The organism is Mesorhizobium ciceri WSM4083 (genome assembly GCF_000519305.1).
In the GTDB taxonomy this organism is placed as follows: Bacteria; Pseudomonadota; Alphaproteobacteria; order Rhizobiales; family Rhizobiaceae; genus Mesorhizobium; species Mesorhizobium ciceri_B.
This window is the reverse complement of record NZ_JAFG01000010.1, coordinates 65,952-78,931: the sequence shown is the minus strand read 5'-3', so window position 1 is coordinate 78,931 and position 12,980 is coordinate 65,952. Positions and strand designations below refer to the sequence as shown.

Here is a 12,980-nt window from a genome sequence, read left to right as displayed (position 1 = left end):
CCAGCGCCGTCCTTTCCATCAGAAAATCGGGCCGCGCCGTCAGCGCGGCCCGATTTCATTTTCGCACAAGCTTCGAAGACTAGAGTTCCAGCGGACAATCATGCTGGGAGTCGTTGAACCGTGCCGGAACAGATCCAGAGCATCATCTCGAATCTCCGCGGGTTTGGCGTGAAGCGCCTCGCCATGCTGGCGGGCATCGCCGTTCTGGTGATGGGCGTCATCGGCATCGCCTCGGTCTATCTCAACCGCCCCGCCTACGACACGCTCTATGTCGGGCTCGACCGCGCCGACGTGAACCAGATCGGCCTGGTGCTGGGCGAAGCCGGCATCGGCTTCGACGTTGGTTCTGACGGGACCTCCGTGCTGGTGCCGGTCGGCACCACCGCTCAGGCCCGCATGCTGCTCGCCGAAAAGGGCCTGCCGACCAGCGCCAATGCCGGCTACGAATTGTTCGACAATGTCGGCTCGCTCGGGCTCACCTCCTTCATGCAGCAGATCACCCGCGTGCGCGCGCTGGAAGGCGAGATCGCCCGCACCATCCAGTCGATATCGGGCATCAAGGCGGCGCGGGTCCACATCGTCATGTCCGAACGCGCCAATTTCCGCCGCGACGAGCAGCAGCCTTCCGCCTCCGTGGTCATCCGCTACGCCGGCATCGACGCCGAGAAGAGTGCCATGTCGATCCGCCATCTTGTCGCCGCCGCCGTTCCCGGCCTGGCGGCCGACAAGGTGACTGTTCTCGATTCCAGCGGCAATCTGCTGGCCGCTGGCGACGATCCTTCCAACACCAGCGCCGCGCGCACGCTCGGCGTCGAGCAGACCGTCGAGGCGCAGATAGGAGACAACATCCGCCGTGCGCTGACGGCCTATCTTGGCCCCGACAATTTCCGCGCCAGCGTCAAGGCCGAGGTCAACACCGACACCCGTCAGACCGAAGAGACCATCTTCGATCCGAATTCCCGCGTCGAACGCTCGGTACAGTCGGTGCGCGCCAACGAGAACAACAACCAGAAGCAGGCTTCCACTCCGGCCAGCGTCGAGCAGAACCTGCCCGAGACCCAGGCAACCGCCACCGATGGTCCGCAATCCTCCTCGCAGAACGACCGCAGGGAAGAGATCACCAACTACGAGATCAATTCCAAGAAGATCGCCACGGTCTCCAACGGCTACACCGTCACAAAGATGTCGATTGCCGTGGTCGTCAACCAGCAGCGGCTGACGGCCATCCTCGGCAAGGACGCCACGCCGGAGCAGATCGCCAAGCGCGTCGCCGAGATCCAGAAGATGGTGACGTCCGCTACCGGCCTGGACGAAAAGCGCGGCGACATCATCGACGTCTCGGCGGTCGAGTTCATCGACGGCCTGGATGGCGAGGCGATCCCGCAGGCGGGAATGCTCGATTCGATCGGCCAGCATGCCGGCACGATGATCAATGCCGGTGCCTTCATCGTCGTGGTGTTCCTGGTCGCCTTCTTCGGCCTGAGGCCGATGGCCGCGGCGCTGACGGCAAAGGCCACTCCGGCCTTGGCAGGTCCCAGCTTCGACGACGTCCAGCGCTCGCTGCCGACCCCGGAGGCAATGGCGGCCACCGACAGTGCCGCGATTGGGACCTTGCCAGGCACACGCCCAGGTCCCACGCCGCTCGACGATCTTCGCCAGAAGATCCGGCCGGCGCCGCAGGACAGGCTTGCCAGGATGGTCGATATCAACGAGGAGCGCACCGCGCAGATCCTGCGCAAATGGGCTGCCCAGGAAGTGGCGGTGTAAACCATGCCCTCCGTAGCCCTCTTCGATCTTCTGCCTGATTTCGGGACGCGCGCGCAACGTGCCGGCCAGTCCCGGGCAGCAGTCGATCCCGCACACAAGCCCGAGCCGGCGCCGCAGGCCGATATCGGCACTCTGATCGCCGAGGCGGTTGCCCAGGCGGAAACAGCGCTGGAGGTCCGCCTGTCGGCTGCGCATGACGCCGCGCTCGAAGCCGAACGCCAGGCCAATGCCGAGGAAGCAAGGATATTTCTCGAAAGCCTCGGCGACGATGTCGGCAAGGCGGTCTCGTTGCGCATCGATGCGATGGAGGCGCGCGTGACCGGACTTGTCGCCGCCTCGGTCGCCCGCATCATCGGCGGCATCGTCAGCGACGATCTGCAGAAACGTTCGATCGAGGCATTGGCCCGCGCCATCAGCGAAGCGGTCGGCGATGCCGAAGCGGTGCGCATCGTCGTGCGCGGCCCGCTATCGATGTTCGAAACACTGAAGGCGTCGCTGGGACCCCGCGCCGCCAATCTCGATTTTGTCGAGGCGCCAGGCTTCGACCTGACCGTCGCCATCGACGAGGCGGTGTTCGAGACGCGCATGGCCGAATGGTCGACGGTCCTCTCGGAGGTCTTGGCATGAGCGTCGCAGACGCCGACCACGGCCGCCACGAGATCATCATCGTGCGGCGCAGTCATGACGACCATGACGAGGCCCACCATGGCGGCGTCTGGAAGATCGCCTTCGCCGATTTCATGACGGCCATGATGTGCTTTTTCCTGGTCATGTGGCTGATCAATGCCGCCAACGAGCAGACCAAGGCAGCCGTCGCCAGCTACTTCAACCCGGTCAAGCTGGTCGACCGCAATTCGAGCCGCAAAGGTCTTGAGGATCTCGGCGACGGTCCCCGCGCGATCGGGACGACGGCCGACAATCCGAAGAAGGCGACCAACAAGGCCGGCCAGGACGGCGATGGCTCGGCGGACCGCAAAGAAGACAAGCAAGAACTCCCGCAGGCGGAACACTCCGACGAGCACCTGTTCGCAGATCCCTATGCGGTACTTTCAGAAATCGCCACCGACACTGGCGTAATGCAGAATGTCAGTCAGAAGGGTGACGGCGGCGCCCAGGCAGCCGGCCCGGCGACGGGCGCCTCCGGCGGTGCCTCCTACCGCGATCCCTTTGAGCCGGATTTCTGGTCGCAGCAGGTGGCGGCGCCAGCCGCCGAGGCCAGCGCCGAGCGCACCAGGACCGAGGGCGATCCGCTCAAGCCCGGAGATAAGACCGCCGAAACGCAAGTGCTCAAAGTCAAAGCCGTGCCGCCTGTCGCGGCCGCACCGCTTGAGCCGCAGGCAAAGGACGTGACCGGCAAGCAGGCCGCGAACCCTGCCACCGCAATGGCCGGCGAGACCAAACCGGACGGCACCAAGGCCGCCGACGCAGCCAAGGCGGAGCCTGAGGCGCAAAAGGCCGCCAAGCCCGACATCGGCGAGAAGGCGCCAACCGCAGCTGCCGTGAAGGCAGCTGCCGACGTCAAGCGGCAGCTGGCCGATGCCTTCAAGCCCGGCGACAAGCTGCACGACGGCGTCACGGTCGAAGCCACCGACAAGGGGGTCGTCATCTCGATCACCGATCAGCTCGACTTCGGCATGTTCGAGGTCGGCTCGGCATTGCCGAGACGCGAACTGGTGCTGGCGATGGAGAAGATCGGCCGCATCGTAAACAGCCAGAAGGGCACCATCAGCATCAACGGCCACACCGATGCCCGGCCGTTCCGCAGCGACAGCTACGACAATTGGCGGCTGTCGACGGCACGCGCGCATTCCGCCTATTACATGCTCGTGCGCGGCGGCGTCGACGAACGCCGCATCACCGAGGTCGCCGGCTTCGCCGACCGCCAGCCGAAGGTAGCAGCCGATCCATTGGCGGCCGCGAACCGCCGCATCGAGATCCTGATGGCGACCGGCGGATGAAGCGAGCGGCCGTCACCCGCCGGTTGATTGGCCTGCTGCTGCTGGCCGGCGGACACCCGTCGGCCGGTTTCGCCCAGGACGCGCTGCAGCCGTATCAACTGGTGCGCTCGCTGCAACTCATCCAGGACCGCATAGCCGCCGGCGATCATGCCGCCCTGCCGATGCAGGCCAAGCTGCTGGAGATGGCGGATGCGCGCCTGCGGGCGGCGAATGCCGAGGACTACAAGGATCCCAAGAACTTTCGAGCCCTGCTTGTCTACGGCATGAGCGGCGGCAACCCGGTGACCGTCGAAGCGGCCACGTCGCGCGCTACGACGGATCCGCAAAGCCTTGCCATCGCCAAAGGCGTGATTGATTACCTCAACGGCCGGCCCGGCGAGGCTATCGAAGCCTTGAGGCCGATCGAGCCCATGGCGTTGCCTCCGGATCTCGGCGCCTTCCTCGCTTTGGTCAAAGGCTCACTGCTTGCCGGTGATCAACCGGCGACCGCACTCCGTCTGCTCGACGAGGCAAGATTGCTCAGCCCCGGCACGCTGGTCGAGGAAGCGGCACTTCGCCGTTCGGTCGGCCTTGCAGTCGCGCAAGGCGACGCGGCACGCTTCGCCCTTGCTTCCACCCAATATGTCGAGCGCTATCTCTATTCGCCCTATGCCAGCCAGTTCGCCGACTCCTTCGTCTCCGGCGTCATCGCGCTGCACATGTCGATCAGCCAGGACAAGCTGGGCGACATCACCTCGATGATGGATCCCGAGCGCGAGAAGGTTATCTATCTGCGCATCGCCCGCCGGGCCGCGATAGACGGCCTGAACGACTTGTCGGCCTTCGCTTCGGCGCGGGCCGAGCAGGGCCGCGACGGCAACACCAATCAGGACGATCCACGCGCTCTGCTCTATGCCAGCCTTTCCACCGTCACCTCGGGCACAATCGAGGACGTTCGTGCCAAGCTCGGCAAGATCGACCGCACCAGGCTCTCGGAAGGCGACCGCGCTTTGCTCGACGCCGCGCAGGCCATTGCCGGCGAGGTCGTCGCGCCGCCCACCGCCCTTCCCGAGGAAAAGCCTGCCCCTGTTGCGGCCGAGCAACCTGCGGCTCCCGAGATCGCCACGCCGCAAAACGCCGATGACAGTGGACTGCCACCGGTCGAAGGCGCCATCGCGGAGCAACCCGCCGCCACCGCGGCCTCCGGCGGACCGGCCGCCAATGCGCCGGACACGGCGGCAGTTGCATCCGCCGACGCAGCGACAGTCATGCCGGCGTCGGCACCGTCGCCCGCAGCCGCTAAAGGGCTCGCCGATCCGACCGACGCGGCCATGACCAGAACACGTCGACAGCTCGACCTGATCGACCAGATGCTTGGAGCCGCCCCCAAATGACCACCAGCCTCGGCTCGGCCTTGCCAGGATTTGCCTCCACGCGCGCGACGTCGGAGCAGCCGGCCGCGAACGGCAGAAACGATGACGCCGGCTTCGGCAAAATGCTGCGCGACGATGCCCGCCCGGAACGGCAGCCGTCGACAGAGGCGGGATCGCGCGACCAGCGCTGGAGCAAGCTCGCTGCGGGCCTTGCCGGGCATGACGCAAAGGCCGAACCGGCATCGGCCGAGCCCGGAAGGACCACCACCTCAGCCAAAGGGGCAAGCGTGAAAACCGGCAAGGACGGATTGGAAGCAAAGGCCCACAAGGCCGACGCCGAAGAGATGGCGTCGGATACCGCGCCGCTTCAGGACGACCTGCCGCTGCTGATCGCGTTTCATGACCTGCGGCATTTCTCGACAGCGGCCAAGGCAGCCGGGGGCAATGCTGCCACTGGCGAGAATTCGTCGGACCCGGCGCTCGACGGACAGGCGTCACTGCCAAAGACCTACCGGTCAAAATCCGCGGGCGGACGCGAAGCACTCGAAACCGTATCGAAGCCGGAGCAGGCGTCGATAATCGACGGACCTTTGACGGCGCTTGACGGTCAGTCGCCGAGCGCTGCCTCCAGCGCGCCCAAACGCGACGTCACAGCGGCGGCCCAGAAGCTGTCGGACGCGCCGGCTGCCGATGTGCCCGGCGTGCGGTCGAAGCACGCCGCGAATGCGATGAAGAGCATCGAGGATGTGCAGTCCTCGATGCGTCCCGAAGCGGGAAAACAGTCCCTGTCCACCGCGCGCATCGACGTGGTGTCGGAACGGAGCTTCCCCGCACCGCCGCAGAGCCCCATCAGCCAGGCGGCCCTCAATGTGATCAACGCCATAGCCGCCGACGCCGGGCCGCAAAAGGCGCTTTCAGCCTCACCCACGTCCGCCCATCTGGCCAGCTCTGTTGCCGTTCCGACACATGTGCTGAAGATCGAACTCCACCCCGCCGAACTCGGCATGGTGACGGCCAGTCTTCGCCTCTCCGGGGAACAACTTTCGATTGAGCTGAAGCCTGAAACACACGACGCCTATCGTCGGCTGTCGGCCGACAGCGAGGCCATCGTCAAGTCGCTGCGGGGGCTCGGCTTCGAGGTTGACAAGGTCACGATACTGCAACCTTCGGTAGCAGTTCCCGCTACAACCCGGACGGATGCAACCGCTACTCTGGCGGCGGCAACAGGCCGCGATCCAGCATCCTTCCAACCGGGGAATTCGGGCAGTGGCAATGGTGGAGCCGGCGGCCAGCAACCGGGCCAGCAATCCTCAGGGAAACGCAACGATGACGCGCAGGACTACGGCCGCGGCACTTCGCCTGCTCGCGAGCGCGCTGGCGGCGATATCTTTATCTAGCGCGACAAACGCCGCCGCAGCCGCGGCGAACCCCTGCGAGCCGGAGATCCTGCGCGCCGCCGATCGTTATGGCGTGCCCGCCGGCATCCTCTATGCCGTTGGCCTGACGGAGACCGGCAACAAGGGCAGCCTTCAGCCCAATGCCTTGAATATAGAAGGAAAAGCAGTCTTTCCAAGGAGCCGGACAGAGGCCCTTGCCGCCTTCGCCAATGCCCGGCGCGAAGGCAAGACGCTGATCGATCTAGGCTGCATGCAGATCAATCACCACTACCACGCATCGCATTTTCGCAGCGTCGAGGACATGCTCGACCCACGTCAGAACGTCGACTATGCGGCGCGCTTCCTGGCTAGTCTCCATGCCCGTCACGAGACCTGGTCGATGGCCGTTGCCCGCTATCATGCCGGTCCCGACAACGACCCGGCGCAGAAGATCTATGTCTGCCGCGTCATTGCCAACATGGTCGCCACCGGCTTTGGAAAATGGACCGCGAACGCCCGCGGCTTCTGCAACCCGTAAGCGCATTTCCCGCTTCTAATAGACAAACCGTACAACCCGGAATTGTTGGCTGGACTTGGTCAGAGCTTGCCACCGAAAGCATATCTGGTTGCACGCTAATGCAACCGATACGATTCCAGACTCCCAAGAAACTAGCTACAAGAAATGACGGTTGTTCAGGATTCCCGCCAGCGGATACGCCTCTCTTCACGGGACAAATGATTTGATTCGGAAGGCGGGGCCGATGATTGTGATCGTTGACGAGCGCGAGCTCGTAACAGAGGGATACAATTCACTTTTCGATCGTGAGGGCATCGCCTGTGCAGGCTTTGCATCCGGCGAATTCGGTGAGTGGGTGAACTCTGCCGCGGACACCGATCTGCGCTCGGTCCGGGCCTTCCTCATCGGCGACTGCCGCGAAGGCTCCATCTCTCCGCGCCAGATCCGCGACCGCACCGGCGCCCCGGTGATTGCGCTCAGTGAACAGCATTCCCTGGAGAACACGCTGCGGTTGTTCGAGAGCGGCGTCGACGACGTCATTCGCAAGCCCGTCCATATCCGCGAGATCCTGGCCCGCATCACCGCCATCCGCCGCCGCGCCCAGGAAGACGTCGCCTACACCGAGATCGGCGCCATGCGCATCTTCATGGACGGCCGCGACCCCGAGATCGACGGTCAGCCCCTCCCCCTGCCGCGCCGCGAGCGCCGCATCCTCGAATATCTGGCGAGCAATCGCGGGCGCCGTGTCACCAAGACCCAGGTTTTCAACGCCATCTACGGCATCTTCGACGAAGAGGTCGAGGAGAACGTGGTGGAAAGCCACATCAGCAAACTGCGCAAGAAGCTGCGCGAGAAGCTGGGCACCGACCCGATCGATTCCAAGCGTTTCCTCGGCTACCGGCTCGTCTTCTGATGCAGCGCCGCGCCAGCCTCGCGCAAGAAAACATGCGTAGCCTCGTAGCCAGCAGCATGGACACAGCGGAGACGTTTCGATGAGCCTCTACGGAATGATGCGGACCGGCGTTTCCGGCATGAACGCCCAGGCAAACCGCCTATCGACGGTCGCCGACAACATCGCCAATTCCGACACCACCGGCTACAAGCGGTCCTCCGCCGAATTTTCGACGCTGGTCATGCCGTCGACCGGCGGTGCCTACAATTCCGGCGGCGTCACCACGACGATCCGCCAGGCGGTCAGCGATCCGGGCGTGCTTCAGTACACGACCTCGGTATCCGACCTTGCCGTCAGCGGCGATGGCTTCTTTGTCGTTCAGGATCCGAGCGGTACGCCCTATCTGACCCGCGCCGGCGCCTTCGTTCCCGATGGGCAGGGCAGGCTGGTCAACTCGGCCGGCTTCCAGCTGATGGCCTACAGCTATGAAAATGGCGTGCCGGCAGCGACGGTCAACGGCTTCGAGGGATTGGTTCCGGTTGTCATCTCAGACCAGGGAATGACCGCAACGCCGAGCACCGAGGGTAGCTATGCCGGCAACCTGCCGGCAGGCGCGACACCGGTCGCGACCGCCAACCTGCCCGCCGCCAACGCTGCGACCGCGCAATACACGTCGAAATCCTCGATGGTCGCCTATGACAATCTCGGCAACAAGAAGCTGCTCGACGTCTATTTCACCAACACCGGCGCCGGCACCTGGCAGGTGGCGGTCTTCGATCAGTCGAAGGCCACCCCTGGAACATCGTTCCCCTACACCGCCGGCGGCTTTCTGGGCTCGGCCAACCTGACCTTCGACACCACCACCGGCAAGCTCACCGGCACGCCCACCGGCGTTTCATTCACCGTGCCGAACGGCGCCACCCTCAATCTCGATCTGTCGGCGCTGACCCAGCTCGGCACCGGCTTCACGGTTTCCGACGCCCAGGTCAACGGCAACGCGCCGAGCACCATCGACAAGGTCCAGATCAGCAAGGACGGCACAATCTACGCCCAGTACAAGGACGGCTCGACCAAGCCCCTCTACAAGATTCCGCTGGCCGACGTGCAGAGCCCGGACCAGCTCACCGCGCTGCCCGGCAACGTCTATTCGCAGGGCACCGAGTCCGGTGCGGTTCGTGTCGGCTTTGCCAATGAAGGCAAGCTCGGCTCCATCATCTCCGGCGCGCTCGAGAATTCCAACGTCGATATCGCCGAAGAACTGACCAACATGATCGCGGCACAGCGCAGCTACACCGCCAATTCGAAAGTCTTCCAGACCGGTTCCGATCTGATGGACGTCCTTGTCAACCTGAAGAGATAAGACGGGCGTCGCCCGCGAAAGACCCGCATGTCACTGTCTACCGCATTGAGTATCGCCCAGTCGGCGCTTATGAACACCGCGCGACAGACCAGCGTTGTCTCGCGCAACGTCGCCGACGCCTCCAACCCGGACTATTCGCGGCGCCAGGCCGTCGTCACCAGCACGGCGCCGGGCGCGCGTTCGGTCGATATCCAGCGCGCAGCCAACGAGCTTTTGTTTCGCCAGAATCTCGGCGCGCTGTCGGCCTGGAGCGGCCAGAGCGCGCTCTACAGCGGCATGGATCAGCTGGGCGTTGCGGTCAATGGCGTCGACAATGCGTCCTCGCCCTCGACCGCCATCGCCGACCTGCAGAAGGCGCTGCAGCTCTACGCCACCTCGCCGTCCAACCAGAACCTCGGTGCCTCCGTCATCGACGCCGCCAAGCAGGTCGTGCGCTCGCTCAACGAGGGCTCCAAGGCAGTCCAGGATTTCCGCACCCAGACCGACGGCCAGATCGCCACCGCCGTCGATGACCTGAACTCGCTGCTCGGCCAGTTCCAGGATGCCAACACGGCCGTCATGTCCGGAACCCGTTCCGGCACCGACGTTTCCGATGCGCTCGACCAGCGCGACGCGCTTTTGAAGAAGATTTCGAACTATGTCCCGGTGTCGACCTTCACGCGAGGCGACAATGACATGGTCATCACCACCGGCGATGGCACGACTTTGTTCGAGACGATACCGCGCACGGTCACCTTCGCGGCGTCGGCAGGCTATACCGCGGGTGCCGCCGGCAATGCCGTCTACATCGACAACGTGCCGATCTCGGCGGGTGCCGGCGGCAACACCAGCGCCAGCGGCACGCTTGCCGGCCTGCTGCAATTGCGCGACGGTGTCGCCTCGACCATGCAGAGCCAGCTCGACGAGACGGCGCGTGGCCTGATCACCGCTTTTGCCGAGACCGCACCCTCGATGGCCAATGCCGCCGGCCTGTTCACCTGGTCGGGCGCGCCGGCCGTGCCGGCCGCGGGCACGCTGGTCACCGGCCTTGCCGCATCCATCAGCGTCAATGCAGCGATGGACCCGAGCACCGGCGGCAACCCGACGCTGCTGCGCGACGGCGGCGCCAACGGTGCGGCCTATGTCGCCAACACGGGCGGCGGCGCATCCTATTCCACCCTTCTCGTTGCCTATGGCGACCGGCTCGACCAGCCGATGACTTTCGACCCCGCCGCCGGGGTTTCTGCAACGTCCAGCGTGTCCGACTACGCCGCCAATTCGATCGGCTGGTTCGAGGGCGTGCGCCAGCAGGCTTCGACCGCCTCCGACGCCAAGGAAGCACTGGCATCGCGCAGCGCCGAGGCGCTGTCCAACGCGACCGGGGTCAATGTCGACCAGGAAATGTCGCTGCTGCTCGACCTCGAACACACCTACCAGGCATCGGCCCGAATGATGAAAACCGTCGACGACATGATGACGGCCTTGCTCAACGCGGTGGGATAATTCCATGACTTCAGTCTCCTCGGCCGCAATCTCCAATGCCATGCGCTCCCAGCAGATGCGCATGCAGGCCGAACTCGTCAAAGCCACCAAGGAATCCTCGACGGGCAGGGTCGCCGATGTCGGCCTGGCTCTCGGCGGGCGCACCACCCAGGCCGTCACCTTCCAGCGCGACCTTGACCGGCTCAACGTCATCATCGATTCCAACGGCCTGGTCGGCGCCCGGCTTTCCTCGACGCAGACCTCGCTTGGTCAGCTCTCCACCGCCGCGCAGACCTTCCTGTCCGCCCTGACCACCGCTTCCTCGAGCGACTCGTCCAACAGCCTCACCCGGGACTCCGGCAAGGCGACCATCCAGCAGCTGACCTCGATCCTCAACACCAGCGTCAATGGTGAATATCTGTTTGCCGGCACCAACACAGACGTCAAGCCGATCAACGATTTCACGGCCGCCGGCTCTCCTGCCAAGGCTGCGTTCGATACCGCTTTCCTCACCAATTTCGGTTTCACCCAGGACGACCCGGCAGCGGCCAATATCACGGCTGCCCAGATGGACGATTTCATCACCAATGATGTGGCGCCGCAGTTCGCGGGCGCGGGTTGGCAGGGCAACTGGTCGAACGCCACCGACCAGCAGATCGTCAGCCGCATCGCACTCAACGAAACCACACCGACTTCGACCAGCGCCAACAGCGATGGCATTCAGAAACTAGCCATGGCCGCAGCCATGGTCAGCAGCCTGATGTCCAGCAACATCAGCCAGGCGGCGAAGAATACGGTTGTCAGCCGCTCCACCACACTGGTTGGCGAAGCGCTGAGCGGCATTGGCCAGCTTCAATCCGAGACCGGCATCGTCCAGAAGCGGGTTTCCGATGCCAACGATCGGATGAAAACGCAGGTCGACCTTTTCGAACGGCACATTCTCGATCTGGAAGCCGTCGATCCGGCGGCAGCCGCAACACGGGTCGCGGACCTGACACAGCACATCGAAACGTCTTTCGCGTTGACCGCACGCCTGCAGCAGCTCAGCCTGTTGAATTACCTGACCTGACAACGCTTAACGGAACGGTAGAGCCCCAACGATGTACCAATTCTCCTACGCCGACATCCAGAGCAACTCCGTTGCCGACGCGAAGGACCGCGAGCGGGAGCTTCTGACCCGCTCGATCGACATGCTGGCGGCGGCGGCAGTGGCCGGCCACGATTCGATGGAGGCGATCGAGGCGCTTCATTTCACCAACCGCGTCTGGACCGCCTTCGTCGAGGATCTTGGCTCCAGCGACAACGCCCTGCCCAAGGAACTGCGCGCCAATCTCATTTCCATCGGCCTGTGGCTGCTGCGCGAGGCGGAGGACATCCGTCAGGGCCGCACCAACAATTTCGAAGGGTTGATCGAGGTGTCCCAGATCATCAGGGACGGCATTCAATGACCAACACGCTGAAGATATCGCTCAAGCCGAACGAAAAGATCTACATCAACGGCGCCGTCATCCGGGTCGACCGCAAGGTCACCGTCGAATTGATGAACGACGTCCAGTTCCTGCTCGAAAGCCACGTGATCCAGGCCGACGATGCCTCGACGCCGCTCAAGCAGCTTTATTTCATCCTTCAGGTCATGCTGATGAATCCGGCGGGCGCCGCCGCCGCGCGCGATATGTTCCGCCGTTCGCTGCCGCTGCTTCTGGCAAGCTTCGAGGACACCCAGATCTGCAGCGCGCTGAAACAGATCGACCGCATGGTCGGCGAGGATCATATCTACGAAGCGCTGAAGGCGATCCGCGCGCTTTATCCGCTCGAACGCCGCGCGCTGGGTGGTAATGACGATGTTTTGGGTGCCGAGCGCCCGCTGGCCGTGGGAGCACGCTACTGATGAACGTGGACATGACGACGACGATTCCGACAGGCGCCAATCAGGCCACGGCCTCGACCTCGAAGACAGCGGTCGACTACCAGTCCTTCCTGAAGCTTCTGATCGCCGAGATGAAGAACCAGGATCCGACCAAGCCGATGGATTCGACGCAGTATGTCGCCCAACTCGCCACCTTCTCGCAGGTCGAGCAATCGGTGCAGACCAACACCAAGCTCAATCAGATCATGCAGTCCTCGGCGCTGTCGCAGGCCGACGCACTGATCGGGCGCTCGATAACCTCCGCCGACGGCCTGACGACGGGCACCGTGGCTTCGGTGCGCCTCGCCAGCAGCGGTCTCATCGCCGTGCTGCAGAACGGCACCGAAGTCGCGGTCGGTCCGGGAGTTTCGGTCAAGGCAGCTAGCTGACG

General features: G+C 64.3%; 13 protein-coding genes. All 13 read left to right on the top strand.

Annotated features, from left to right (window positions below; genetic code table 11):
* The first annotated feature begins 120 nt into the window (after window positions 1–120).
* Window positions 121–1,767, top strand: coding sequence for a flagellar basal-body MS-ring/collar protein FliF (gene fliF, locus MESCI2_RS0120725; RefSeq protein WP_027038245.1), 1,647 nt, complete (start codon window positions 121–123; stop codon window positions 1,765–1,767).
* A gap of 3 nt (window positions 1,768–1,770) precedes the next feature.
* Window positions 1,771–2,394 carry a hypothetical protein gene (locus MESCI2_RS0120720; protein WP_027038244.1) on the top strand — a complete coding sequence of 208 codons (624 nt, stop codon included), beginning with the start codon at window positions 1,771–1,773 and terminating at the stop codon, window positions 2,392–2,394.
* A complete protein-coding gene (locus MESCI2_RS0120715) occupies window positions 2,391–3,725 on the top strand; it encodes a MotB family protein (RefSeq protein WP_027038243.1) in 1,335 nt (444 codons plus the stop codon). The genes MESCI2_RS0120720 and MESCI2_RS0120715 overlap by 4 nt, the downstream gene beginning before the upstream one ends.
* Window positions 3,722–5,098, top strand: a complete 1,377-nt coding sequence (locus tag MESCI2_RS0120710) for a chemotaxis protein MotC (RefSeq protein ID WP_027038242.1) — start codon at window positions 3,722–3,724, stop codon at window positions 5,096–5,098. Before MESCI2_RS0120715 ends, MESCI2_RS0120710 begins: the two co-directional genes overlap by 4 nt.
* Window positions 5,095–6,474 (top strand): flagellar hook-length control protein FliK, encoded by a 1,380-nt coding sequence (locus MESCI2_RS0120705; RefSeq protein WP_027038241.1) that lies wholly within the window; start codon window positions 5,095–5,097, stop codon window positions 6,472–6,474. Before MESCI2_RS0120710 ends, MESCI2_RS0120705 begins: the two co-directional genes overlap by 4 nt.
* Window positions 6,404–6,991 (top strand): transglycosylase SLT domain-containing protein, encoded by a 588-nt coding sequence (locus MESCI2_RS0120700; protein ID WP_050596600.1) that lies wholly within the window; start codon window positions 6,404–6,406, stop codon window positions 6,989–6,991. The genes MESCI2_RS0120705 and MESCI2_RS0120700 overlap by 71 nt, the downstream gene beginning before the upstream one ends.
* Before the next feature lie 223 nt (window positions 6,992–7,214).
* A complete protein-coding gene (locus MESCI2_RS0120695) occupies window positions 7,215–7,883 on the top strand; it encodes a response regulator transcription factor (protein ID WP_013529780.1) in 669 nt (222 codons plus the stop codon).
* 79 nt (window positions 7,884–7,962) lie between these two features.
* A complete protein-coding gene (locus MESCI2_RS0120685) occupies window positions 7,963–9,222 on the top strand; it encodes a flagellar hook protein FlgE (protein ID WP_027038239.1) in 1,260 nt (419 codons plus the stop codon).
* Window positions 9,223–9,249: 27 nt separating this feature from the next.
* Window positions 9,250–10,704 (top strand): flagellar hook-associated protein FlgK, encoded by a 1,455-nt coding sequence (gene flgK, locus MESCI2_RS0120680; protein WP_027038238.1) that lies wholly within the window; start codon window positions 9,250–9,252, stop codon window positions 10,702–10,704.
* 4 nt (window positions 10,705–10,708) lie between these two features.
* Window positions 10,709–11,752, top strand: coding sequence for a flagellar hook-associated family protein (locus MESCI2_RS0120675; RefSeq protein ID WP_027038237.1), 1,044 nt, complete (start codon window positions 10,709–10,711; stop codon window positions 11,750–11,752).
* A 31-nt stretch (window positions 11,753–11,783) separates the two neighbouring features.
* Window positions 11,784–12,131: a flagellar biosynthesis regulator FlaF gene (flaF, locus tag MESCI2_RS0120670; protein ID WP_024502698.1), complete on the top strand. Its 348-nt coding sequence runs from the start codon at window positions 11,784–11,786 to the stop codon at window positions 12,129–12,131.
* Window positions 12,128–12,571: a flagellar biosynthesis repressor FlbT gene (flbT, locus tag MESCI2_RS0120665; protein ID WP_027038236.1), complete on the top strand. Its 444-nt coding sequence runs from the start codon at window positions 12,128–12,130 to the stop codon at window positions 12,569–12,571. The genes flaF and flbT overlap by 4 nt, the downstream gene beginning before the upstream one ends.
* On the top strand, window positions 12,571–12,978 hold the full coding sequence (flgD, locus tag MESCI2_RS0120660) for a flagellar hook assembly protein FlgD (protein WP_024502700.1): 408 nt from the start codon (window positions 12,571–12,573) through the stop codon (window positions 12,976–12,978). The genes flbT and flgD overlap by 1 nt, the downstream gene beginning before the upstream one ends.
* The last annotated feature ends 2 nt before the right edge of the window (window positions 12,979–12,980 follow it).

Bases quoted from the DNA above. Each gene is read 5' to 3' on its own strand.
- MESCI2_RS0120720 (WP_027038244.1), top strand. From the start codon at position 1,771: ATGCCCTCCGTAGCCCTCTTCGATCTTCTGCCTGATTTCGGGACGCGC.
- MESCI2_RS0120715 (WP_027038243.1), top strand. From the start codon at position 2,391: ATGAGCGTCGCAGACGCCGACCACGGCCGCCACGAGATCATCATCGTG.
- MESCI2_RS0120710 (WP_027038242.1), top strand. From the start codon at position 3,722: ATGAAGCGAGCGGCCGTCACCCGCCGGTTGATTGGCCTGCTGCTGCTG.
- MESCI2_RS0120705 (WP_027038241.1), top strand. From the start codon at position 5,095: ATGACCACCAGCCTCGGCTCGGCCTTGCCAGGATTTGCCTCCACGCGC.
- MESCI2_RS0120700 (WP_050596600.1), top strand. From the start codon at position 6,404: ATGACGCGCAGGACTACGGCCGCGGCACTTCGCCTGCTCGCGAGCGCG.
- MESCI2_RS0120695 (WP_013529780.1), top strand. From the start codon at position 7,215: ATGATTGTGATCGTTGACGAGCGCGAGCTCGTAACAGAGGGATACAAT.
- MESCI2_RS0120685 (WP_027038239.1), top strand. From the start codon at position 7,963: ATGAGCCTCTACGGAATGATGCGGACCGGCGTTTCCGGCATGAACGCC.
- flgK (WP_027038238.1), top strand. From the start codon at position 9,250: ATGTCACTGTCTACCGCATTGAGTATCGCCCAGTCGGCGCTTATGAAC.
- MESCI2_RS0120675 (WP_027038237.1), top strand. From the start codon at position 10,709: ATGACTTCAGTCTCCTCGGCCGCAATCTCCAATGCCATGCGCTCCCAG.
- flaF (WP_024502698.1), top strand. From the start codon at position 11,784: ATGTACCAATTCTCCTACGCCGACATCCAGAGCAACTCCGTTGCCGAC.
- flbT (WP_027038236.1), top strand. From the start codon at position 12,128: ATGACCAACACGCTGAAGATATCGCTCAAGCCGAACGAAAAGATCTAC.
- flgD (WP_024502700.1), top strand. From the start codon at position 12,571: ATGAACGTGGACATGACGACGACGATTCCGACAGGCGCCAATCAGGCC.